The sequence below is a fragment of the Pseudoalteromonas sp. S3776 genome, assembly GCF_005886915.1.
Lineage (GTDB): Bacteria > Pseudomonadota > Gammaproteobacteria > Enterobacterales > Alteromonadaceae > Pseudoalteromonas.
Genome location: NZ_PNCU01000003.1, coordinates 26,690 through 51,240, shown reverse-complemented (window position 1 = coordinate 51,240; position 24,551 = coordinate 26,690). Strand labels below are relative to the sequence as shown.

Sequence of the window (24,551 nt, the reverse complement as noted above, 5' to 3'; positions counted from 1 at the left end):
GGTAAAATAAACGCATAGAAAACTACTCGTTTATTACTACCTATTTGTATATTTATCGTTGTATTTTTTTAGCTTAAGCGCTGTTGTCTTCATTTGTTATACATAGTTTTAGTATTGTCTGCGTTAAATTGTTTGTCCAATAAAAGCACAAATTAGTTCCTACAAAAACATAAATCCACACTGAATCAATTAACAATTTTATAGCACTTTTGATAATAAGTGTCATCGTATTGTGCTTTCTGCTCAGGAGCGTCTAGTTTTCACTCGCTCTGAGCAGTACGTATTTCGTTAACCATAAAAGTGTAAATAGGTAATGCGTAATAAACGTATAAATATAGATGAGCTAAATACTGCAAAGCGCGCTATTGAGTACCTAATAAAGGGGCCGTTTTAAAGCCTTGCAGTGGGTATTTATTACATCTGTAACATTACTGTCATCTTGATGAAATATAATTCGCGCAACAGCAGAATTAAAGGGTGTGTTGATGACTTCCAATCCGAATAAGCCGACTTTAAATACGGATCGAAGCCGTCTATTTAAAGACCGGTTTGCAAAGTGGGGTATTTCCGCAGGTGGAGTAATGGTATTAATAGCATTGTTATTAATATTCTTTTACCTCCTTTATGTGGTACAACCAATTTTTGAGTCAGCAAAAGTAGAAAAGCGTAACAGCTTTAACGTTACTAATGCTGATCAAATCGTGGGCTTAGGTGTTGAGGAGCAAACAGAGGTTGCCTTTTTGCTATCCCAGCAAGGCGAAGTCACTTTTTATAGTGTGCAAGATGGCAGCTTTGGCCAAAAGCTTAAAACATTAAGCGCTAAGCTACCAAGTGATGCATCAAGCTTTGCAAACAGTGCGCCGTTTCAGGGGCATTATGCGTTTGGCTTAGAAAATGGCTCAGTGATGCTTGTCGCACCTAAGTTTTTAGTTACTTTTCCAAATAATCAAAGAAAGCTAACACCGCGCCTAGATTACCCTCTTGGCGAAATGGCATTAGAAGTTGACGATCAAGGTGCAGCCATCAAGCGCTTTGCATTTAGCCATTATGAAGATAAAACAGCTGTTGTTGCTTTAACCGAAGACAAGCGCGTGTTGTTTAGCAGCTTTGTGGCTGAGGAAAACATGTTCACTGGTGAAGTTGAATGGGTAGTTGAGCGCACCGAACTTGATGTAAATGGGCGTATAGACGAGCTATTAATTTCGCCGGATACCACCCGAACTTTTGTGCGTTCAGCTAATCAAATTTATGTTTACGATACCCGCTATCCAGATGATGTAGAACAGATCCAGTTACTGTCAGCTAATGAAGAAAACGCTAATATAGTATCAGCCCAGCTGCTTGCTGGTGCTAACTCGTTAATGTTGGCAAACGACAATGGTGAAGTCTCGCAGTGGTTTGAGGTGAACACGGATAGCGGTCGTGAGTATCAAAAAATTCGCTCGTTTGAAACAACGAAGCAAAGCAAGCTGAATATTTTCACTGAGTTTTATCGTCGTACTTTCTTTACAACAAGTAGTAACGGTGAGTTAGGTGTTTATTACACCACAAGTGAGGCAAAACTTTGGCAGGGTAAAGTAAGTGAAGGTGAAATTAAAAACTTTGCTATAGCCCCACGTTCAAATGCAGCGCTAATTTTAGCCGATAACCAACTAACCGTACTAGAGATTCATAATGAGCACCCAGAGGTTACATGGTCTGCCCTGTGGCAAGAAGTATGGTACGAAGGTTACCCAGAGCCAGGCTACATTTGGCAATCTACCTCAGCAAGCGATGACTTTGAGTCTAAATTTTCTTTAGTTCCTATTTCGTTTGGTACCTTAAAAGCTGCGCTGTATGCCATGCTGTTTGCAGTGCCTATTGCGCTCTCTGCTGCTATCTATACCGCATACTTTATGTCGAGTGAGCTACGTAGAGTGGTAAAGCCAACCGTCGAAATTATGGAAGCTCTGCCTACTGTAATACTCGGGTTTTTAGCTGGCCTGTGGTTAGCGCCACTTATAGAAGCGCACTTACCTGCTATTGTTGGTTTACTTATTTTATTGCCATTAGGTGTATTAGCCACCGCACTAGGCTGGACTAAGTTACCAGCGAGTATTCGCCATAAAATCCCTGAAGGGTCACATTCTATTCTGCTAATTCCGGTCGTGTTATTTATTGGCTGGCTGTCGTTCGCGATGAGCGAAACAGTCGAGCTTTGGATGTTTGATGGAAATGTACGTCAATACTTAACCAATGAACTTGGTATGACGTTTGACCAACGTAACTCGTTAGTTGTGGGTATTGCGATGGGCTTTGCGGTTATTCCTACTATTTTTTCGATTGCGGAAGATGCCGTATTTAGTGTGCCTAAACACTTATCAAACGGTTCACTTGCACTTGGTGCTACACAATGGCAAACGCTAGTGCGCGTTGTACTACTTACAGCAAGCCCAGGCATTTTCTCTGCTGTGATGATGGGCCTTGGCCGTGCAGTAGGAGAAACCATGATTGTATTAATGGCAACCGGTAATACGCCGATTATGGATTGGAGTATTTTCCAAGGTATGCGTACTTTAGCTGCAAACATTGCGGTAGAAATGCCTGAATCAGAAGTAGGCAGCTCGCACTATAGAATATTATTCTTAGCAGCATTTGTACTATTCATATTCACCTTTGTTTTCAACACAGTGGCTGAGTTTGTTCGTCAGCAGCTGCGTGAAAAATACAGCTCAATGTAAGTGGAGAGACACGACATGGTAAAGCAGTGGTTTAAGTCTGGTTCTCCTTGGATTTGGATGACAGGCGGTGCAGTAAGTATCAGCTTAATCTCAGTTCTTGGTTTATTAGCAATGATAGCTTGGAAAGGGTTAAGCTTTTTCTGGCCATCGGAGGTGGTTCAATTCGAGCTAGAAGGGTCTATTTCAAAACAAACCATAATTGGTGAAGTTTACGACCGAGAGCTCGTACCTACGGCACGTTTAGCGGCAACCGGTATTGATGTTTCAGACTTTAATAAAGATGAAGTTGAGCGTTTACTTATAAAAACAGGTAACCGCGAATTTGTAGATTTAGATTTTCGCTGGATATTAGAAACTGATATTACTGAGCAAAGTACACCGGCTACGCTTGCTGTATTTGAGCGTAGTAAAAACGGTAACTTTTATGGTTACATCGAAGGTGTAATTAAAGATGGAAAGCCGGTTACTGGCGATAAAATCGAAACCTTACATGAGTTAGTAGAACGTGCGGTTGATTTAAACGATGAAGCGCTTGATTTGCAAAATGGCGAAATTGGTCATATTAACTACGAGCTTGAGCGTTTACGCCTACAAGAAAAAGCCTACCTACTTGATGACGAGCTGACCGATGAGCGTGTTGCTGAGCTTGCCCAGGCACGTGCCGAGTTACGTAATGAATACGCAGTACTTGAAAAAGAGCTATTTTCACTACGTAAAAAAGCCAAGCGTGACCAAGTATTAGTTAAAGATATGCGCGGTGAAGTGGTCACCATTCCATTGTATCAAGTACTTGATGTTTGGTTGCCGAACGACATGGGCTTTTTCTCAAAACTAGGCCATTACTTTGTACAATTGGGTAAGTTTGTATCAGACGACCCACGTGAAGCTAACACCGAAGGCGGCGTATTCCCTGCAATATTTGGTACTGTATTTATGGTAATGCTGATGGCTGTTATTGTGACTCCATTTGGCGTAGTTGCAGCAATTTACTTGCATGAATACGCAGCTAAAAATGCAGTAACTAAGATGATTCGTATTGCGGTAATAAACCTTGCCGGTGTGCCGTCTATTGTTTATGGCGTATTCGGACTGGGCTTTTTTGTATACATGCTTGGGGGGAGTCTTGATCAATTATTCTACCCCGAAGCCGCACCAACACCAGTATTTGGTACACCCGGTGTAATGTGGTCGGCACTTACATTAGCTATTCTTACATTACCGGTTGTTATTGTATCAACTGAGGAAGGCTTATCGCGTATTCCAAGTACAGTACGCGATGGTTCATTAGCGCTTGGTGCCACAAAGGTTGAAACCTTATGGCGAATTATTATTCCTATGGCAAGCCCAGCAATCATGACAGGTTTAATACTTGCTGTTGCGAGAGCGGCCGGTGAAGTTGCACCATTAATGTTGGTAGGTGTTGTAAAAATGGCCCCTACGTTACCCCTTGACGGTAACTTCCCATATTTTCACTTAGATAGAAAGTTCATGCACTTAGGCTTTCATATTTATGATGTAGGCTTTCAAAGCCCTAATGTTGAAGCGGCGCGCCCGCTGGTATACGCAACGGCCTTCTTATTGGTGTCGGTGATTATTACCCTCAACATAACAGCGATAGGCATACGTAATCATTTACGTGAAAAATTCAGATCGCTTGAACACTAATTAGTAAAGAATTATAGGTAACAAACATGATTACAGTCGCTCCACAAGTAAACCAAGCTAATACAGGCTTGAAGTTAGACTTAGAAAACTTAACTGATGACCAAAAAGCGTTAGAGATTAAGGACCTTGATCTTTACTATGGTGAAAAGCAAGCGCTTAGCAAAGTGAATATGAATATTCCTAAAGGTCAGGTAACCGCGTTTATCGGCCCATCGGGTTGTGGTAAATCAACCCTATTGCGATGCATTAACCGCATGAACGATTTAGTCGATGTGTGTCGTATTGAAGGTGAAATATTACTTCATGGTCAAAACATTTACGATAAAAAGGTCGATGTAGCCGCGCTTCGTCGTAACGTAGGTATGGTGTTTCAACGTCCTAACCCATTTCCTAAATCGATTTATGAAAATGTGGTTTATGGCCTACGCTTACAGGGTATTAAAGAAAAGCGTAAGCTAGATGAAGTAGTAGAGCAATCACTTCGTGGTGCGGCACTATGGGATGAAGTAAAAGACAGATTACATGATAGCGCATTTGGGCTATCGGGTGGTCAGCAACAGCGTTTAGTTATTGCCCGTTCAATTGCAATTGAGCCTGAAGTACTATTACTTGATGAACCAACGTCGGCACTTGACCCAATTTCTACTTTGGTTATTGAAGAGCTAATTAACGATTTAAAAAATAAATTTACCGTAGTCATTGTTACGCACAACATGCAACAAGCTGCACGTGTATCTGATCAAACGGCCTTTATGTACATGGGCGAATTAATCGAATACTCAGATACTAATACCTTATTTACAACGCCTAGCAAAAAGAAAACAGAAGACTACATTACAGGCCGTTACGGCTAGTTTTTGCTTGGTTATTGTGAACGAATTTAAGAGAAGGTAATTATGGAACATAATATAAACAAACATATATCTGGTCGCTTTAATCAAGAACTAGAAAATGTTCGTAACCATGTACTAAACATGGGGGGCTTAGTTGAGCAACAGCTAAGCAGTGCACTTGACGCAGTAAGTCGTAACGATGCTGAACTAGCACAAAAAGTACGCCAAAACGATTACAAAGTGAATGCAATGGAAGTAAGCATTGACGATGAGTGTACACGCATTATTGCGCGTCGCCAGCCTGCAGCAAGCGATTTGCGCTTGGTTGTTGCTATTGCTAAAACGATTGCTGATTTAGAGCGTATTGGTGATGAAGCTGAGCGTATTGCTAAAGTAGCTTTGGACTCATTTACTAAAGATCAGCAAGATTTATTAGTGAATATTGAAAATATGGGACGCCAAGTATTAAAAATGCTACATGATGTGCTTGATGCATTTGCGCGTATGGATGTACAACGTGCCTTTGAAGTACATAAAGAAGATTCAAAAGTTGACCGTGAATATGAAGCAATTACGCGCCAAATTATGACTTATATGATGGAAGATCCACGCTCAATCCCAAAAATTATGGATTTAGTATGGTCTGTACGTTCATTAGAGCGTATTGGGGACCGTTGCCAAAATATTGCGGAATACATTATATATTTTGTTAACGGAAAAGATATTCGTCATACATCTCAAGAGGATATAGAAAAATCGTTGTAATGTTTTTTCTATCATTCTTTTTTATTAAAGCGGCTTAATGCCGCTTCATGCATTGTTAGCTGCGGTGAAATAATAAAAAGCGTTCACAATCGCGGCTAATACTGTAAAATTCATGCTGCAAAGCATATCAATTTGATTAAAGGGTCAGTTATGCCTACAAACGCGTTTTTAGGAGTATTTGCAAAATCTCCTATCAAACCAATGGAAGAACACATCAAGAAAGTTCATCAAGCAAGCAAAGCTTTGATACCTTTCTTTAATCACGTATTTAAAGAAGAATGGCAGCAAGCAGAAGAGCTTCGTTTAACTATTCGTAATTTAGAGCGTGAAGCTGATGATATGAAAAGAGATATACGCTTACAATTACCGCGTGGTTTATTTATGCCGGTAGAGCGTACAGATCTGCTCGAACTCGTAACTCAACAAGATAAAATAGCAAATAAAGCAAAAGATATTGCAGGGCGCGTAATTGGTCGTGAAATGACTATTCCTAGCGCTATGCAGGCAGACTTTTTAGCTTATCTAACACGTTGTGTTGATGCGACTAAACAAGCATCAAAAGCAATTAATGAGTTAGAAGAGTTATTAGAAACGGGTTTTAAAGGTCGCGAGGTTACCTTAGTTGAAAAAATGCTCGTAGAATTGGATGCCATAGAACAAGACACGGATGAAATGCAAATTAAAGTACGCCGCCAACTGCGTGATGTAGAAAGCGAGCTAAACCCAATTGATGTTATGTTTTTATACAAAATAATTGAATGGGTTGGCGAGCTTGCAGATATTGCAGAGCGCGTAGGATCACGTCTTGAGCTGATGTTAGCTCGTTAATTTATACAAATCAGTTCAAACGAAAGATTAAGGTTACACAATGGATATCATTGCATCTTACGGCACGGTATTAGTTTTAATTGCCGCAGCAGTCGGCTTTTTTATGGCTTATGGTATTGGCGCGAACGACGTCGCTAATGCGATGGGTACTTCGGTAGGTTCTAAAGCGTTAACAATAAAACAAGCAATTATTATTGCGATGGTTTTTGAATTTGCTGGTGCTTATTTAGCGGGGGGTGAGGTTACATCAACAATTCGTAAAGGCATTATTGATGCAGCTCCTTTTGCAGCGCTGCCAGATTTAATGGTTTTAGGTATGATCTCTGCGCTTTTTGCAGCGGGTACTTGGCTATTAATCGCCTCATTTTTAGGTTGGCCTGTTTCAACTACTCACTCAATTATTGGTGCAATCATAGGTTTTGCATTAGTTGCAGTGGGTACAGAGGCTATTCAGTGGAATAAAGTTGGGGGTATTGTAGGTAGTTGGATTATAACACCGGCAATTTCAGGCTTTATTGCTTACTTAATATTTATGAGTGCGCAAAAGCTAATTTTTGATACCGATGCACCGCTTAAAAACGCGAAGCGCTTTGTACCTCTGTACATGGGTTTAGCGGGTTTTATTATGGCGCTAGTAACAATTAAGAAAGGCTTAAAGCATATAGGTATTAATCTAGGTGCTACAGAGGGCTACTTAATTGCTATCGCAATTGCTGTGATTGTAGCTATTATTGGTAAAATTGCGATTTCACGTTTAAATATTGACCCTAAAGCTGATAAACAAATGCAATTTAATAACGTAGAAAAAGTATTTGCGGTATTAATGGTATTAACAGCGTGTTGTATGGCGTTTGCGCATGGCTCAAACGACGTAGCGAATGCAATTGGCCCACTAGCTGCGGTTGTGAACATTGTTGAAAGCAACGGTGAAATCGCTAAAAAAGCGGCTATCGCATGGTGGATTTTACCACTCGGTGGTTTTGGTATTGTTGCGGGTCTTGCTATTTTAGGTAAAAAAGTAATTAAAACGATAGGTGAAGGTATTACACATTTAACGCCTAGCCGTGGTTTTGCTGCAGAACTTGCGGCTGCATCAACCGTTGTTATTGCATCAGGTACTGGTATGCCAATCTCTACTACACAAACCTTAGTTGGTGCGGTATTAGGTGTAGGTATGGCACGTGGTATTGCTGCTCTTAACATGGGTGTTATCAGAAACATTGTAGTTTCTTGGGTAATTACATTGCCAGTTGGCGCTGCCCTTGCTATTGTTATTTTCTACGTACTAAGAACCGCGTTTGGGGTTTAACAAAAAAGTACTCAAAGACTTTTAGCTTGAAAAGATCTCAACGCCTTTGGTGTTGGGGTCTTTTTATTTGTGGAAAGAAAAAATGACCAACCTACCAAGTATTAAACAGCTACAGTATTTATTAGCTGTACATCAGCACCAGCATTTTGGCCGTGCAGCAAGTGCGTGCTTTATTGGGCAATCTACTTTAAGCAGTGCAATTCAAAACCTTGAAGAAACACTCGGTTGTCAGCTAATAGAGCGAGAGAATCGTAGCCTCATGTTTACCAGTATTGGTGAAGAAGTCGTTGAACGCTCTCGTAAAATTATTAACGATACAATTAGTTTAAAAGAGCTAACCAAAAGCTTTTTAACGCCACTCAGTGGCAAGTTAGTGGTAGGGGTTATACCTACTATTGCAAGTTTCATAGCGGCGCCTTTGTATCATTTTTGTAAGCAAACCTTTTGTGATTTAGAGTTGGTACTTGTTGAAGATACTAGCGATAAGTTATTAGATAAGCTTGAACACGGCCATATTGATTTAGCGTTGTTAGCTCTGCCTTATCAAACAGAGAAGTTTCATACCCAAGTATTGGCTAAAGATCACTTTAGTTTAGTGCACCACAAAGATTACAGCCCAGCTAAAGGCGTTGAAGACTTTAATTTACTACCTGAGGCGAGTGTATTTTTATTAGAGCGAGAGCACTGTATGACAGGGCATGCCTTGAGTGCGTGTCACTTAAATCGTTCAAGCTGTATTAATCCGTTTGAAGCTGCAAGTCTACATACTTTACTCAGTATGGTAGAGCATCAGCTAGGGGTTACATTTTTACCGCAAATGGCGATTAATGCGGGCATTCTTAAAGATAAAAATATGATAGCAACTCCCTCGCAAGGTGATGCTTACAGAGATATAGGCATATTGTGGCGAAAAACCACGGGAAGAATTCGCGACTTTAAATTATTCAGCCAGCAGCTGGAAGTGTTTTTAGCTCGCCAATGCAGCCTGGACTTTGAGGGTTAATCCTAATTACTTTCAAGAGTAAATTAAAGCAATAACAAAACAGCAGCCTATAACGGCTGCTGTTTGCTATGTGTTTGGCTTTCAAAGGGTTCTAGCTCGGGTAGAAAAAGTAAATAAATCCACACAACTACATTAAAATACGGGAGTAGGCCTAAAGTAGCAAATACGCCTACTGGGTAGCCCTTTAGCTGCGCGTATCGATAGCACTGATACGCAATTACACAATGTATTACGAGAAGTAAAATAATCAACTGCGCCATACCTTCCTCCTTAAACCTGACAAGCTTTAACCTCTATGTAATTGCTAGTCATGTATGCTTATAGGTAATGTCATGTTTTTATTGTTAAATCATCAAAACAACAAGACATTTACTAAGTGGTACGTAAAGTATAGGCAATAAGTGCAATAATGATAGTAATAAAATGCTTAAAACTGTTTAAAAATGTTTAGCTGACAGCTAGGCTGTTGTTGGGTAAAAGGTTTCTTCTGGTAAATAATTTTAAGCGTCGATTGTACTTTTTCTACAGGCACGGGTCGGGCAATAAAATAGCCTTGTCCGTAGTCAACACCAATCTTTTTTAGGGCAAAAAATATCTCTTCGCTCTCTACGTATTCAGCTACTGAGCGCTTATCAAGAGAGCGGCTTATATCGTTAATAGCCTTAACGAGTGCTAGGTCGATGGGGTCGTTAATCATGTCACGTACAAACGAGCCGTCTATTTTAACATGCTGCGCAGGTAACTGTTTTAAATAGTTAAATGTGCTAAAGCCTGTACCAAAGTCATCAATAGAAAAATGACAGCCTAAACTGTTTAGCTTTTCTATCATTTTACGGGTAGCTTTTAAGTTGTTGACAGAGGCCGACTCGGTAATTTCAAAAATAATACGCGAAGGCGGTACGTGGTATTTTTCTAGGCTCGATTCTATATGTGGCAATAAGCGCTCATCTAAAAACGATTGAGCAGAAAGGTTTATAGCCACTTGATTTAAATCTGGGTGTTCAGCAACGCTCGCAATGGCATTACGAATAACACATTGGTCCATCAAAAAAGTATCGTTAAGTAGCTCAAGGGAGGGAATAAATTGATTAGGAAAAATAAGCTTGTCGTCTATTTTAAGACGCAGCAACGCTTCAAAATAAGCCACTTTATTGGCCTTAAAGTCCCATATCGGCTGATAGTGTAGTTCCACGTTGTCCTGTTGAAGCGCCTGTCGGATCTCATGCCCCCACTCAAGTCCTGTTTGCAGAGTGTTATTCTGCGCATCTTCTTTTGAGTAGCAATGCACTAGGTTACGGCCTAAACTTTTAGCAATATATAGAGCAATGTCGGCTTGCTTAAGGCATTCACTCGGATCACAATTTTGAGCCGTTATTTGCGTTAAGCCAATAGAGCAACTAATTGAGTAAACCTGGTCTTCTGATTTAAACTCGTGTTGTTCAATCGCGCTACAAATACTCTCTGCAATTAGGTGAGCGTCTAGCAGTTGCGTATTTTTTAAAATAACTGCAAATTCGTCACCGCCTATTCTACAAACTAAATGTTTAGCGCTAATGTTCGCTTCAAATAATTGGGCAACATCTTTTAGTACTATATCGCCTTGTTGATGGCCTTTACTATCGTTAATTATTTTAAAATGATCTAAATCGATATAAATAAGTGCGTGCTCTACACCACCATAGGTATGCTTGGTTTGGCATATTTTATTAAGCTGTTGATCAAAATAATAACGATTATGTAAGCCTGTGAGCGTATCATGCAGTGCTAAGTGGCGCAGTTTTAACTCGGCTTGTTTTCGCTCATGTATGTTGTCGATTGTGGCAGTAATAGTGGCATTATTACTGCTGTTTTTTATTAGCTGTAACCGGCATTCAACCCAAATCTGATTGCCATTTTTATGATTAAGTTGAATTTCAACTTGCTGCTGGTGTGTGCCGCCATTAAGAATATCGTTAATGGTCGTATTTAGTTTTACTTGGCATTCATCTGAGCAATAGTCGATTAAAGACTTTTGCAAAGACGATTTAACCCCAAAGCCACTTAGTGTTTCCCAAGCGGGGTTTATAAAGCGAATTTTACCTCGTTGGTCGAGCTCTAAAACCACCGTGTTTAAATGCAGTAAAATACGTTGGTGCGCCGAAAACAGCTCCTTGTAGCGAACTTCGCTAATACTTAGCTGCTCAACCTTTTGTGCAAACTCAGCATAACTCACCATAAAGTCTTCACGACGCGCAGCATGGTCACACACCTTATTTAAAAACGACGGGTCGTACGGCGCTCTTATAAAGTCAGTCACACCTGACAACAGTAATTGCTCTGCATAGTCTGCATCGTTATTGTCAATAATAGTGACAATGGCTTGTTTAGGATTATGTTGCAGTATTTCTTCGACTAAAAGACTTGAAGTATCAGCGCGTGACGCGGTTGCATCAAGCAATACAATAGCAAATTGTTGTTGATTGTAAGCATTTAAAGCACTTTGGCTTGATGTAACATGGGTAATAGCAAAATTGAGCTTAAGTTGCTGCGCTATTTCATCGGCTTTTTGCGCTATTGGTTCTAGTAAGAGTAAATTAAGACGGCTACTTTTTTCTAAATGTGTAGACAATACATTTGCCAACACCTGCGGCAACATGTCTTGGTGCTCAAAGGGCAGTACAGCGTCTATGCCGTAACTCCGTGCGGTGGTTTCTGCTATACGCTCACAGTAGATTGGCGGAATAAGTAAAATAGGGGTATTTTTAGGTGTTTTAAGTAAGCCTGAGCGGATCATGCGAGAAAAGCGCCAGCCATCTATTTTCCCTACGCTTAAACCAGTGATAATCATGTTTACGGGCTGTTTTTTTAATAGGGTGAGCGCATCTTGGCTATCTGCGGCTTCTATGAATTCAAATACGTTTAAGTATTCTAAAGTGGCGCGTATAGTTCGGCGTTCTTCGCTACTTGCGTTTAGAATGAGCAACTTCAGCTTATCTGCCACTTTTTTATAACCCCAAAACTAAACCATTATTATCAAAGGCAGTAAGAATAATGATATTTACTAATAAGAACAAGATTATTTAAAGTAGTTACTCAAATGTATCTAAAATAGGGTGAATCCTCTCAACTGTTGTAGATATCTTGAGCTTAGCCCAGGATAGATATACACTTGGCGCGATTTTAATGATGTGGAATACCGACTATGCGCGTGGCTGACTTTAGCTTTGACTTACCTGATGAATTAATTGCTCGTTTTCCTAAACAAGACAGAACCAGCAGCCGTTTACTAACCCTAGATGGCCCAACTGGCAACGTTGAACACAAAGTGTTTAGCGACCTACTTGATTTAGTTAACGAGGGTGACTTATTAGTATTTAACAATACCCGCGTTATTCCTGCCCGTATGTTTGGTCAAAAAGCCTCTGGCGGAAAAGTTGAAGTGCTTGTAGAGCGTGTAGTTGATGAACACCGCGTACTTGCCCATGTAAGAGCCAGTAAGTCGTTAAAGCCGGGTAACGAAGTTATTTTAGAAGGCAAAGCAAAAGCGACCATGATTGCGCGTCACGATACGTTATTTGAGCTTGAATTCGATCGTAGTCAAAATGTACTCGATATTCTAAACGATATTGGTCACATGCCTTTACCTCCTTATATTGACCGCCCAGACACCGAGGCTGACCGCGAGCGTTATCAAACCGTTTATGGTGAAAAACCTGGAGCCGTAGCAGCGCCTACGGCAGGGCTGCATTTTGACGATAAGTTAATGGCGGCACTAAAACAAAAAGGCGTAAACATGGCGTTTGTTACACTACATGTAGGCGCGGGTACGTTTCAGCCGGTGCGTGTAGAAAGTGTAGCTGAGCATGTAATGCACTCAGAATACATTGAGGTGCCTGACAACGTGGTACAGGCTGTTGCACAAACTAAGGCAAATGGCGGGCGTGTAATTGCAGTAGGCACAACTTCAGTGCGTTCGCTAGAGTCGGCAGCAAAAATACACGGCGGTAAATTAGATAGCTATTTTGGCGACACCGATATTTTTATTTTTCCGGGTTATCAGTTTAATGTAGTTGATGCCATGGTGACTAATTTTCACTTGCCTGAATCAACCCTTATTATGCTAGTAAGTGCCTTTAGCGGCCAAGATAACATTATGGGTGCGTACAACACCGCTATTGAACAAAAGTATCGCTTTTTTAGCTATGGTGATGCGATGTTTTTAACGCGTAAATAAACACCTTTATAATCGGTACACTTATTAAAAACCCAGCGCACACGCTGGGTTTTTATTTGCCTGTGCTAATACGTAGTGAATTTAGCGCAGCTAATAGTAATAGCGGGGCAAAAAGGGTAGAATCGAGCGGTTAAATTATAGCTTGTTGGACTGTTTTTCCGACATTGAGGATGATATGAAATTTGAATTAGACCGCACCGACGGAAAAGCGCGCCGCGGCCGCTTGATTTTTGACCGTGGTGTAATAGAAACACCTGCATTTATGCCAGTAGGTACTTACGGTACTGTTAAGGGCATGACCCCAGATGAAGTTAAAGCCACAGGGGCACAAATTTGTTTGGGTAACACCTTTCATTTAATGTTACGCCCAGGTACTGAAATCATTAAGCAACACGGTGATTTACACGACTTTATGAATTGGGACTTTCCAATTTTAACTGACTCGGGTGGTTTCCAAGTATTTAGCCTTGGCGCTATGCGTAAAATTACCGAAGAAGGCGTGTTGTTCCAATCGCCGGTAAATGGTGACCAAATTATGATGTCGCCTGAAAAATCAATGGAAGTACAGCGTGATTTAGGCTCAGACATCGTGATGATTTTTGACGAATGTACGCCATACCCAGCCACTGAAAAAGAAGCTAAAGAGTCTATGGAGCTATCGCTTCGTTGGGCTAAGCGCTCTAAAGAAGGCCACGGCGACAACCCATCAGCTTTATTTGGTATTATTCAAGGTGGTATGTACCCTGAGTTACGTGCACAATCACAAAAAGGCCTAGAAGAAATTGGCTTTGATGGTTACGCATTAGGTGGCCTATCAGTGGGTGAGCCTAAAAACGAAATGATGAATATTCTTGATCATTGTGCGTACAAAATGCCAGAGGATAAACCACGCTACTTAATGGGTGTAGGTAAACCTGAGGATTTAGTTGAGTCTGTACGCCGTGGTATTGATATGTTTGACTGTGTAATGCCTACGCGTAATGCACGTAATGGTCATTTATTTATTACTACAGGCACAATTAAAATTCGTAACGCAGTGCATAAAACAGACACTGGTCCGCTTGATCCTGAGTGTGATTGCCATACCTGTAAAAATTACTCGCGTGCTTATTTACATCACCTTGATAAATGTAATGAAATTTTAGGCGCACGACTAAACACAATCCATAACTTACGATACTATCAGCGTGTTATGGAAGGCCTACGCAATGCTATTAGTGAAGGTAAACTAGAAGAATTTGTTAGTGATTTTTATGCTCGCCGTGGCCAAGAAGTGCCAGAGCTTGCAGATATAAATTAAAATTTAAAAATATAGAGGAAGTATTATGAGTTTATTTATTTCAAACGCACACGCCGCTGCTGGTCAACCTGCTGCAGGTGGTGGTTGGGAAATGCTAATTATGTTAGCTATTTTCGGTTTGGTTTTTTACTTTTTAATTTACCGCCCACAAGCTAAGCGCGTTAAAGAACATAAAAGCTTAATGAGTGCGATGGCTAAAGGTGATGAAGTACTTACCCAAGGCGGTTTAGTTGGCAAAATCGTAAAAATTGCTGAAGATAAAGATTTCATCGTGATTTCTTTAAATGAGCAAGCTGAAGTTACAGTACAAAAATCGGCAGTATCTGCTGTATTGCCTAAAGGCACAATGAAGTCACTATAAAAATAAAAAGGACATGCCTGTGTTAAACAAGTTTCCAATTTGGAAGTATTTACTTGTTTTAGCTGTGGTAGCCATTGGCCTTTTATATGCTTCTCCAAACTTGTATGGCCGCGATCCGGCTATACAAGTTTCGGGGGCAAAAGGTGCAGATGTCGATCTCAGTGTAGTAGACAAAGTAAACGCAACCCTCAAACAACATAATGTAACAGCTAAGTCTACCGTGCTTGAAGGCGGCCAAGTATTAGTACGTTTTAAAAATGTTGAAGAACAGCTAAAAGCGCAAGACTTACTGCGTAATTCTCTTAGCGACGATTATATTTCTGCTATTAATATGGCACCCGCTCAACCAGCATGGTTAAAATCATTGGGTGGTAACCCGATGAAGCTAGGGCTTGATTTAAGTGGTGGTGTTCACTTCACCATGGAAATCGACATGGCAACCGCGGTAGATAATCAGCTAGAGCAAATGGAACAAGATTTTCGTAGCGACCTACGCGAAGAAAAACTTCGTTACCGTAGTGTTCGCCGTGTAGCAGGGTCTGAGCGTATGCGTGTAGAAATGCGTACCGAAGAAGACAAAGAGGCCGCTGAGCGCTTTTTAGCATCACGTTACCCACTAAACGTATACATTGATGATAGCAGCAACGATCGCGCATTTTTTGCCACTATGAGCGAGCAAAAGCTTAAAGAAATACGTGACTACGCTATTAAGCAAAACGAAACCATTATTCGTAATCGTATTAACCAAATTGGTGTTGCAGAGCCTAACGTACAGCGCCAAGGTGCTGAGCGTATTATTGTGCAACTACCAGGTGTACAAGATACAGCACGCGCTAAAGAAATTTTAGGTGCAACGGCCACGCTTGAATTTCGTGAAGTAGACGAAAATGCTGACCCAAGTGCGGCTGCTCAAGGGCGTATTCCCGCAGGCACAGAAATGATCATGAGTCGCGATGGTTACCCTGTGGTACTTAAAAAACGTGTCATTCTTGAAGGGAGCCACATCACAGGTGCGCAATCAGGCAACGATGAATACCAGCGCCCACAAGTGAGCATTACCTTAGATAGCAAAGGCGGGGCAAAAATGAATGCCTTTACCAAACGCGCTATTGGTAAGCGCATGGCCACGGTATTTATAGAGTACAAGCCATCGGGCAAAAAAGACGCTGACGGTAAAGCACTTCCACCTATTAAGGTAGAAGAGGTTATTAACGTTGCGACTATTCAAGCTCGTCTTGACCGCTCATTCCGTATTACAGGTATTGATAACCCAGCCGAAGCCCACAACTTAAGCTTGCTATTACGCGCCGGTGCACTAGTTGCGCCAATTCAAATTGTTGAAGAGCGCACAGTAGGCCCAAGCCTAGGCCAAGAAAACATAGAAGCGGGTATGACAGCTGTAGCTCTTGGTTTTGCGTTTGTGCTTGCCTTTATGCTTATTTACTACAAAGGGTTTGGTTTAGTTGCCAACATAGCACTTGCCGCTAACTTAGTACTTATTGTAGGTGTAATGTCGTTAATTCCAGGTGCTACATTAACGCTGCCAGGTATTGCCGGTATTGTATTAACTGTAGGTATGGCGGTAGATGCTAACGTACTTATTTTTGAGCGTATTCGTGAAGAGCTGGCCGATGGTCGTAGCCCGCAACAAGCCGTTCATTTTGGTTACGATAGTGCCTTTAGCACTATATTTGATGCCAATATCACCACACTAATTGCGGCCATTATATTATTTGCAGTGGGCACCGGCCCAATTGCAGGTTTTGCGGTTACATTAGCAATTGGTATTTTAACTTCAATGTTTACAGCCATAGTTGGTACCCGTGCGGTAATTAACTTATTTATTGGTGGTAAGCGCATTGATAAACTTTCAATTTAAGGAGCGGACATGCAAATTTTAAGTTTGGGTGGTAAAACCCTACGTTTCATGTCACTTCGTAAAGTGGCAATGGGTTTTTCTACGCTATTGATTTTAGCGTCGTTTGCCTCAATTTTTATCAAAGGTTTAAACTTTGGTTTAGATTTTACTGGCGGTACTGCTGTAGAGGTTGGTTTTTCGCAACCTGCAGATTTGAAAAAAGTACGCTCAGTATTAGCTGAAAACGGTTTTGCCGATGCCTCAGTGCAGCTGTTTGGTTCTAGCCAAGATATTTTGGTGCGTTTAGCGCCGCGCGGCAGTGAAGTAAAAGCCGAAGTTATTGGTAACCAAGTTATTACTGCCTTAAAGCAAGCTGATGAAAGCGTAGTAATGCGCCGTATTGAGTTTGTAGGTCCAAGCGTAGGGGAAGACTTAAAAGAGCAGGGTGGCCTTGCCATGTTAACTGCGCTTATTTGTATTTTGATTTACGTGGCATTTCGCTTTGAGTGGCGTTTTGCTGTGGGCGCAGTGGGGGCATTACTACACGATGTAATTATTACTGTTGGCTTGTTTTCTGTATTAGGGTTAGAGTTTGATTTAACTATTTTAGCGGCCATATTGGCGGTAATTGGTTACTCACTTAACGATACTATTGTGGTATCTGACCGTATTCGTGAAAACTTCCGTAAAGTACGCATCGACGACACGATTGAAATTATCGACATGTCGTTAACGCAAACACTTAACCGTACACTTGTAACGTCAATCACCACTATTTTGGTATTGATTGCGCTATTTGTGTGGGGCGGTCAAACCATTCACGGTTTTGCTACTGCCTTGTTATTTGGTGTATTTATTGGTACTTATTCTTCAGTTTACGTTGCAAGTTCAGTAGCGATTACCATGGGCGTAAGTAAAGAAGACTTAATACCAGAAGTGGTAGAAAAAGAAGGCGCCGACCTAGACGCATTGCCTTAATAGAGTCAAGGCTTAAAAAAAACCGCTCAATTGAGCGGTTTTTTATTGCATGTGTATTAAGTACCACGCAATAAAATTGTCATACAGGCTTGCTACTTTAATGCCCCAATTAAACAACAATCAGGTTTTGCAGTGGCAATGCAGCGCAAAGTTTAGGGCGTGCTGATCTTTGGTGGTTGAATTTTCAGCAGTATGTTTGGTTTTTAGGCAAGGCAGAGCCTATGAAGTGTGGTTGTTCCCCATAAATAGGCGATAACGCTGCATAAATGCCAAACATGCGCTGCCCTTCGGGTTCTGCCTAGGGGTGATAAACTCTTTGTTGCTCGGTTTTTACTTAGTCCACTAGGTTACAAACCTCGCGCCGCGATTTAATCGCCCCTAGATTGAACAAATTTCAATTCGCAAAGAACAACACGCCCTAGACTATATTTTAAGTAATGGTGAAATAACCACGTTATTTCAGCCTATTTTTGATATAGCTAATCAAGCAATTATAGGTTACGAAGCGCTAAGCCGTGGGCCCAAAAACAGCCCTTTAGAAATGCCTAATCGATTATTTTCAGCAGCCAGCGAGCACGCTTTAATTTCAGAACTTGAGCTACTGTGTCGCTCAAAAGCAATTGAAAATTTTGTAAAGCTTAACTTAAGCGGTAAGTTATTTTTAAATGTAAGTCCTAAAACGTTGCTCGACCCTTGCCACCCAAAGGGTGAAACTCTTCACTTAACAGAGCAATTTGGCTTAGCAGCAAACCGCGTAGTAATTGAGGTAACAGAGCAAGAAAAGGTCGACGATGGCTTTTTATTATTAAAAACAATTGCACATTACCGGGAGCTGGGTTTTACCATTGCCATTGATGACTTAGGTGCTGGTTACTCGGGGTTAAAGCAATGGTCTGAACTCTGCCCCGACTTTGTAAAAATAGACCGTTACTTTATTGATCATTGTGATGAAAACGAAGTTAAAAAAGAATTTTTGAAATCAATTACGGTACTAGCAAAAGCAACAAACACCGCAGTCATAGCCGAAGGCATAGAAAGAGTGGAAGAGCTTGCCTATGTTAAAAGCTTAGGAATAGCAAATGTACAAGGGTTTTTACTGGAAAAACCAAACACAACCCCCAGCCTTGATTACAGCTCAGCGCAATTACAAGCATTAAACTTTAAGCAGTCAAATAATACATTTGATCAATCAATGGCGATTGGTTGGCTTGCTATTACACAAAAAGCAATAGCCAGCGAAACCCGTTGCAAAGATGCCCATACGCTATTTGAAAAAGACAAGTCTGTGATGAGCCTAGCGGTGTTAAATAAAACTGGCCAGCCTGTTGGATTACTCCATAAAGATCAGCTTACAGAAGTGTTTGCCGCGCCTTATGGCCATGCTCTTTACGACAAGTGCCCCGTCACCGATTTTATGGATAAACAGCCTTTAGTGGTGGATGAAAATCAGCTTCTCGACGCCGTGAGCCAGCAAATTACAGAGCAAGACTTTGATATTCGACGCCACATTGTGATCACGCGTGATGGACGTTACCTTGGGCTTGCCCCCTTACGTGATATTTTAAAACACATAACAGAAGAAAAAATTCGTCATGCCCAGCATGCTAATCCGTTAACTATGCTCCCTGGCAATGTGGCGATTAATGAGGCAATAGAGCAACGGCTACGCTCTCAAAGTGCGTTTTCGCTGGCTTATATAGATCTTAATCATTTTAAGCAATTTAATGATTTATACGGCTATGCCAGTGGAGATAGCGTGATCAAACTATTGGCAGATGTAATTGTGCAAGCCTGCGAAAACAGTGCTAACTTTGTAGGACATATAGGTGGTGATGACTTTATGGTGGTGTTTGCTCAATCAGATGCTGTGCATATTTGTAATACCATAATTGAGCAATTTGAGCTGCAATCACGCACTTTTTTTACGCCTGAGCACATTAAGAGCAAAGGTTACTGGGCTACAAATCGTGAGGGAGAAAAGCAATTTGTACCTTTACTAACGTTATCAATTGGCCTTGTGGAGCCCGACTTACAGGAATGTAAAAACAGCCATCAAGTTGCAGCGTTGGCAACAGATGCTAAAAAAGAGGCTAAGCGGTATCGCCATAGTTATTTGTTTATATGCAAGCGCAGAAAACCTGCGCCTGCCCTAGTGCGCCTAGCACCAGAAAATAAACAGGTAGTATAAAAATAGGTAATTATTATGTTGCCATTAAAAATTGTCGTTGGTGGGTTAGCTTTATTTGCAATTAGCTTTTTTACGCATGGGGTTGAAGTTGTTAATGTTGCTCAAAAGCAAAGTGTGCAAAATGCACGCGAAGAATACCCAAGTGAGCTATTAACACGCGCGCTAGAGCGGGCCAATTATCCTGTAGATATAAAAATGCAGCCAGTGAGCTTGCAGCAACAACGTGATTTAATTGAGTTAGATAAAACAGGGTTAGATATTTATTGGAGCATGAGTAGCCCCGAGCGAGAGACACGGGCAATAGCGGTTAAAATACCCTTATTTAAAGGGTTTATAGGTAAGCGCGTTTTGCTAACCAGTAAAAAAAATGTTGGAAAATTTAAAGGCATTACTACTTTAGCGCAGTTAATGGAGCTTTCTGCAGTGCAAGGGCGTGATTGGCCAGATACAAAAATAATGGCCTATAACGGCTTACCTGTTAGGCCGCTGAGTAACTATCAAGCTATGTTTACGCTTACCAGCCGGGGACGAATCGATTATTTTCCACGATCATTTATCGAAGTTAATTCTGAATTGGTTGCTAATGCACAAAGTAATTTAGTTATTGTGCCTAATTTATTTATTAGTTACCCCACGGGTATTTATTACTTTGTTGTTAGTAGTAAACCTGCTTTAGCTCAGGCTATAGAGCGGGGGCTAAAAAAAATGCAAAACAGTGGTGAGTTTGATGCGTTATTTGATGAGTATTTTGCAAAAGATATAAACTCACTCCCTTTTACAAAAGGCTACGTCACAGAATTAAAGCTTGATAACCCGTACTTTTAAAACAAAAAAGGAGCCGCAGGCTCCTTTTATTATACAGTTAACTACACTTTATTAGCGAAGTAACGACTCAGATAATACCGGGCGAATTTCGCGGATAATTGCTTGAGTAAGCTTAGGGGCACCACAAATAATGTTGCCGCTATGGTTGTAGTTAATACCACCTGCAAAATCAACAACCATGCCGCCAGCTTCTTTTACAAGTAATTCGCCAGCTGCTGTATCCCAAGGTTTTAAACCAATTTCAAAAAAGCCATCAACACGGCCCGCGGCTACATATGCCATATCAAGGGCAGCAGAGCCTGCACGGCGAATGTCTGCAGTGTGTACAAATAAAGCTTTAAATGCATCTGAGTATGCATCTAAGTGATGCTTTTGTTTAAACGGAAAGCCTGTTGCTAAAATTGAACCAGCTAACTCTACGGTTTTAGTCACACGTAAACGTTTGCTGTTTAGTTGTGCGCCTTGGCCACGAGATGCAGTGAAAAGTTCGCCACGAATTGGATCGTAAATTACAGCTTGGTCTAAACGACCTTTTACTTTAAGTGCGATAGAAACCGCGAAATGAGGGATACCCTTGATGAAGTTAGTTGTGCCATCAAGTGGGTCAACAATCCATTGGTAATCTGCATCTTTGCCTTTGTGCTCACCTAGCTCCTCACCAACAATGCAGTGGTCTGGGTAAGATTTTAAAATTGTATCACGAATTACGGCTTCGGCTTCTTTATCTATGTTGGTCACTAAATCGTTAGTGCCTTTTTGTTGAATTTCAACTTTTGATAAATCTTCACTTGCGCGAAGTAAAATTTTGCCTGCGTTGCGCGCAGCGCGAACCGCAATGTTTAACATTGGATGCATGGTATTACCTTTGGGTTGTAAAAGAACGTTTATATATTTAAGCCGGCGTATTTTAGCGACTTTTGCCATAAAGTAAACAATAAACCCCAAATACTTTTGTGTGTTTTTTGTACTACCTTGAAACACCTATATATTTATTCATTTAAAATTTTATAAATAACTTGAGCTTTGGGTAATAAACCTATCTCCAGCTGCTATTTTTAGTGCTAACAGTGCTGATTTTACTTGCAATAGGCCTGCTCTTGATACGTGAATATGCCTTGTTTTCATTGTAAATATCTGGCCAAAGAAAATAAATTCAAACATCACAATAGTTCATTATATTAGTAAATATCTTAGTCGGGGGGCGGGTAAAAAAATAAAAAAGTGCTTTACCTAAAGTTAGCTTGAGGTTTTATCTTGTTTTTAAGCAATCAACTAAGGTAAATAATAATGAAATTAGAACACGTACATTTAGTAGTAAACGATATAGACGCAATGCTTACATTTTACCGAGCAGCGTTTCCATATTGGTCAATTAGAAGTGAAGGTAACAACACGTGGTATGGCAAACCTAAGCGCTGGGTACATTTTGGTGACGATAATCACTACATGGCTATAAGCGACAACGGCGAGCATAAAAACAGAGATTTGACAGGGCATCAAGTCGGGCTAGCGCATTTTGCCTACGTTACAAATAATTTAGACGCTGTTATACAACGCTTAAAAAACGCCGGATTTAGCGCTGATAAAATGGGGGCAGAAAACCCATTTAGAAAAAACGTATACTACTTAGACCCAGCAGGGTTTGAGGTTGAGTTTGTGCAGTATATGAGTGATATTCCAAGCGAGCGAAATAACGACTTATAAAAAGAGTATTAAAAAGAGGACAGAAAAGCGCTCAATAGGGCTTTTCTATCCCCTACACTTTATGTGCACTATTTATTGTTCACGCCAAGCTGCGCTTTTAAGTCATTAGCAAAGCTTATAAACTTTTCTTTTATAGTACGCTTTACTTTAACCTCTACAGAGCCTAATACAGTCCTTCCTTCAATCTGAATTGTGGGGCCTTGGCGCTTATTCAGCGAGGCCGTTTTATTTTCAAAGCTGCCCATTATACAAAACATTTTTGAAACCACATTAACGTGCTCTGGTACGTATATTTCTTCACTTCCAAAATAACAGCTGACGTGAATAGTGACGTGTTGGTGAGTGAATATGGCATCGGTAAAGTCGAGCACAATTGACCCCATATAATTTTGAATATAAATATCTTTAGGCACAACCCATTGGCCGCTACGTTCGCTTGAGCCCAAAATGCTTTTTAACGTTAGGTTTTCATTTTCGCCTTGTTGTGCACTGTAGTTAGGCGCGAACTGAGTTTGTTTTTGAGCAGTATACTGTGTATCGGCATGTAGAGTTAAATCCTCAACTAAGCCAAGTAGAGCCGTGTTGTCGGTTGTATCCATAGCGCTGTCTAGGCGCCTTTCGAAGGCTTCTGCAGATATCTCACCATGGCTGTAATTATAAATAAGTTGATCTATCACTTGCTCACGAACTTGCTCTATTGGGCGGTCTTCAATTTTTACAGACATGGGATTAATCCTTTTATATTTGCGTTATCGTTTTATTAGCAAGCCATATACCAATATTAAAGTTATTAAATATCAATAACTTACCATTTATTTGAGTTCCGTTTTTTTACTATATTAACGATAGATTAACCAAAGCAGCAATATAATCGTTATTTTCACCACTTAAGAAAGTTTTACCTAATAGCCTGTAAATGTTTACTCAGCTGTATTTCTATTTATAGCTCATAAAACGCCTAAGCACATGAATTTAATAAATAAATAAAGTTGGCCTAAAGCTCGCATATCTAAAAGTGTCTTTAATCAAAAGGAGAAAGATTATGAAAACATTTAACAAATCTATGATTGCGGCTTTAGTTTTAGGTACTACAGCTATGGGTGCTCAAGCGGGCACTTGGGAAAATGAAAGTAAAGATGCTTGGATTGATGGTAAGGCAGAAACAGTGCTTCTTATGAACACTAATCTAAACAACTTTGACATTAACACTGATGTAAATAATGGCAAGGTAGTACTTACAGGTAAAGTAAACAGCGACCTTGATAAAGAGCTAGCTGAAGAGCTTGTAATTAGCCTAGATGGCGTATCTGATGTAGAAAACAACCTAACTGTTGTGAAAAACATGGATATGGACGACAAAGATCGTAACACTATGGATGATGACGATAACGACTTAACTGACGCTAAAATCACCACAGTAATTACAACACGTTTCTTATTTGACTCAGAGGTTGACGGTACAGATATCGACGTTGATACCGACAACGGTATAGTTAAGCTTAAAGGTTCAGTTGAATCTGAAGCTGAAAAGCAGCTAGCAGTAAAAATTGCTAAAAATGCTGAAGACGTTCGTGACGTAGTAGATGAACTAACTATCGTTGCTGAATAATACACTATACTAAAAAGCCCAGCTTAGCTGGGCTTTTTGCTTGTCATTTTTAAAGGAGCTACATTATGGATATCATTCGTATAATATTGTCGATTTTATTACCGCCACTGGGTGTATTTTTACAAGTTGGTTTAGGTATGCACTTTTGGCTAAATATTTTACTAACTTTACTGGGTTACTTCCCTGGTTTAATTCACGCTATTTACATTATCGCTAAAAAATAATGTGTGGTGTGTTCAATGTGAGCCGGCCACTTTTTTATAATTATTAAAATTGTAAAAAAGCGGCTTGCATACTTCTGCGTTTATTTTCCCACTATTTCCTGCCTATTCGTATGCAAAAAGATTACTATTTAAGCAGTCAGCTTACTGATTGTTAAAATAAAGGTTTTT

The 24,551-nt window shown here is 40.5% G+C and carries 21 protein-coding genes; 17 read left to right on the top strand and 4 right to left on the bottom strand.

Translation table 11 applies throughout. The annotated features are described in order from the left end of the window. Window positions 1-485 precede the first annotated feature (485 nt). The 7 genes from CWC16_RS02780 (at window position 486) to CWC16_RS02750 (ending at window position 9,123) form a co-directional block, all read left to right on the top strand. Window positions 486-2,720: an ABC transporter permease subunit gene (locus CWC16_RS02780; RefSeq protein ID WP_138540417.1), complete on the top strand. Its 2,235-nt coding sequence runs from the start codon at window positions 486-488 to the stop codon at window positions 2,718-2,720. A 15-nt stretch (window positions 2,721-2,735) separates the two neighbouring features. After that, on the top strand, window positions 2,736-4,385 hold the full coding sequence (gene pstA / locus CWC16_RS02775; protein WP_138540416.1) for a phosphate ABC transporter permease PstA: 1,650 nt from the start codon (window positions 2,736-2,738) through the stop codon (window positions 4,383-4,385). A gap of 26 nt (window positions 4,386-4,411) precedes the next feature. After that, entirely contained in the window at window positions 4,412-5,239 is an 828-nt protein-coding gene (pstB, locus tag CWC16_RS02770; RefSeq protein ID WP_055014696.1) for a phosphate ABC transporter ATP-binding protein PstB, read from the top strand. A 42-nt stretch (window positions 5,240-5,281) separates the two neighbouring features. Continuing rightward, on the top strand, window positions 5,282-5,983 hold the full coding sequence (phoU, locus tag CWC16_RS02765; protein WP_055014697.1) for a phosphate signaling complex protein PhoU: 702 nt from the start codon (window positions 5,282-5,284) through the stop codon (window positions 5,981-5,983). Between the two features lie 150 nt (window positions 5,984-6,133). Then, on the top strand, window positions 6,134-6,811 hold the full coding sequence (locus tag CWC16_RS02760; RefSeq protein WP_004587620.1) for a TIGR00153 family protein: 678 nt from the start codon (window positions 6,134-6,136) through the stop codon (window positions 6,809-6,811). A gap of 40 nt (window positions 6,812-6,851) precedes the next feature. Next, on the top strand, window positions 6,852-8,120 hold the full coding sequence (locus tag CWC16_RS02755; protein WP_055014698.1) for an inorganic phosphate transporter: 1,269 nt from the start codon (window positions 6,852-6,854) through the stop codon (window positions 8,118-8,120). Window positions 8,121-8,202: 82 nt separating this feature from the next. Beyond that, the gene (locus CWC16_RS02750; RefSeq protein ID WP_055014699.1) at window positions 8,203-9,123 is read left to right on the top strand and encodes a hydrogen peroxide-inducible genes activator; all 921 of its coding nucleotides are present in this window, start codon (window positions 8,203-8,205) and stop codon (window positions 9,121-9,123) included. Window positions 9,124-9,170: 47 nt separating this feature from the next. On the opposite strand, the gene CWC16_RS02745 is transcribed toward CWC16_RS02750, so the two are convergent. Together CWC16_RS02745 and CWC16_RS02740 are read right to left on the bottom strand one after the other, a co-directional pair. Continuing rightward, the gene (locus tag CWC16_RS02745; protein ID WP_024031438.1) at window positions 9,171-9,383 is read right to left on the bottom strand and encodes a hypothetical protein; all 213 of its coding nucleotides are present in this window, start codon (window positions 9,381-9,383) and stop codon (window positions 9,171-9,173) included. A gap of 167 nt (window positions 9,384-9,550) precedes the next feature. Then, window positions 9,551-12,103, bottom strand: a complete 2,553-nt coding sequence (locus CWC16_RS02740; RefSeq protein WP_138540415.1) for an EAL domain-containing protein — start codon at window positions 12,101-12,103, stop codon at window positions 9,551-9,553. A gap of 201 nt (window positions 12,104-12,304) precedes the next feature. On the opposite strand from CWC16_RS02740, the gene queA reads away from it, so the two are divergent. The 7 genes from queA to CWC16_RS02705 all read left to right on the top strand — a co-directional run bounded on the left by queA (window position 12,305) and on the right by CWC16_RS02705 (window position 20,846). Next, window positions 12,305-13,336, top strand: a complete 1,032-nt coding sequence (gene queA, locus CWC16_RS02735) for a tRNA preQ1(34) S-adenosylmethionine ribosyltransferase-isomerase QueA (protein WP_138540414.1) — start codon at window positions 12,305-12,307, stop codon at window positions 13,334-13,336. A 175-nt stretch (window positions 13,337-13,511) separates the two neighbouring features. Next, entirely contained in the window at window positions 13,512-14,636 is a 1,125-nt protein-coding gene (tgt, locus tag CWC16_RS02730) for a tRNA guanosine(34) transglycosylase Tgt (RefSeq protein WP_055014702.1), read from the top strand. A 25-nt stretch (window positions 14,637-14,661) separates the two neighbouring features. Continuing rightward, on the top strand, window positions 14,662-14,997 hold the full coding sequence (gene yajC, locus CWC16_RS02725) for a preprotein translocase subunit YajC (protein WP_055014703.1): 336 nt from the start codon (window positions 14,662-14,664) through the stop codon (window positions 14,995-14,997). A gap of 19 nt (window positions 14,998-15,016) precedes the next feature. Next, complete coding sequence (gene secD / locus CWC16_RS02720; protein ID WP_055014759.1) at window positions 15,017-16,876, top strand: protein translocase subunit SecD; 1,860 nt, start codon at window positions 15,017-15,019, stop codon at window positions 16,874-16,876. Between the two features lie 9 nt (window positions 16,877-16,885). After that, entirely contained in the window at window positions 16,886-17,833 is a 948-nt protein-coding gene (secF, locus tag CWC16_RS02715; RefSeq protein WP_055014704.1) for a protein translocase subunit SecF, read from the top strand. A 397-nt stretch (window positions 17,834-18,230) separates the two neighbouring features. Then, window positions 18,231-20,021, top strand: coding sequence for a bifunctional diguanylate cyclase/phosphodiesterase (locus CWC16_RS02710; protein ID WP_138540413.1), 1,791 nt, complete (start codon window positions 18,231-18,233; stop codon window positions 20,019-20,021). Window positions 20,022-20,036: 15 nt separating this feature from the next. After that, window positions 20,037-20,846, top strand: coding sequence for a substrate-binding periplasmic protein (locus CWC16_RS02705; RefSeq protein WP_138540412.1), 810 nt, complete (start codon window positions 20,037-20,039; stop codon window positions 20,844-20,846). A gap of 51 nt (window positions 20,847-20,897) precedes the next feature. On the opposite strand, the gene suhB is transcribed toward CWC16_RS02705, so the two are convergent. Continuing rightward, on the bottom strand, window positions 20,898-21,701 hold the full coding sequence (gene suhB / locus CWC16_RS02700; RefSeq protein ID WP_055014760.1) for an inositol-1-monophosphatase: 804 nt from the start codon (window positions 21,699-21,701) through the stop codon (window positions 20,898-20,900). A 432-nt stretch (window positions 21,702-22,133) separates the two neighbouring features. On the opposite strand from suhB, the gene CWC16_RS02695 reads away from it, so the two are divergent. Continuing rightward, the gene (locus CWC16_RS02695; RefSeq protein WP_055014707.1) at window positions 22,134-22,550 is read left to right on the top strand and encodes a VOC family protein; all 417 of its coding nucleotides are present in this window, start codon (window positions 22,134-22,136) and stop codon (window positions 22,548-22,550) included. Between the two features lie 68 nt (window positions 22,551-22,618). Here CWC16_RS02695 and CWC16_RS02690 read toward each other — a convergent pair whose 3' ends face one another. Beyond that, a complete protein-coding gene (locus CWC16_RS02690) occupies window positions 22,619-23,275 on the bottom strand; it encodes a LiaF domain-containing protein (RefSeq protein WP_138540411.1) in 657 nt (218 codons plus the stop codon). A 317-nt stretch (window positions 23,276-23,592) separates the two neighbouring features. Between CWC16_RS02690 and CWC16_RS02685 the strand changes: the two genes are divergently transcribed. Beyond that, window positions 23,593-24,159: a BON domain-containing protein gene (locus tag CWC16_RS02685; protein WP_138540410.1), complete on the top strand. Its 567-nt coding sequence runs from the start codon at window positions 23,593-23,595 to the stop codon at window positions 24,157-24,159. Window positions 24,160-24,224: 65 nt separating this feature from the next. After that, window positions 24,225-24,383, top strand: coding sequence for a YqaE/Pmp3 family membrane protein (locus CWC16_RS02680; protein ID WP_004587604.1), 159 nt, complete (start codon window positions 24,225-24,227; stop codon window positions 24,381-24,383). The last annotated feature ends 168 nt before the right edge of the window (window positions 24,384-24,551 follow it).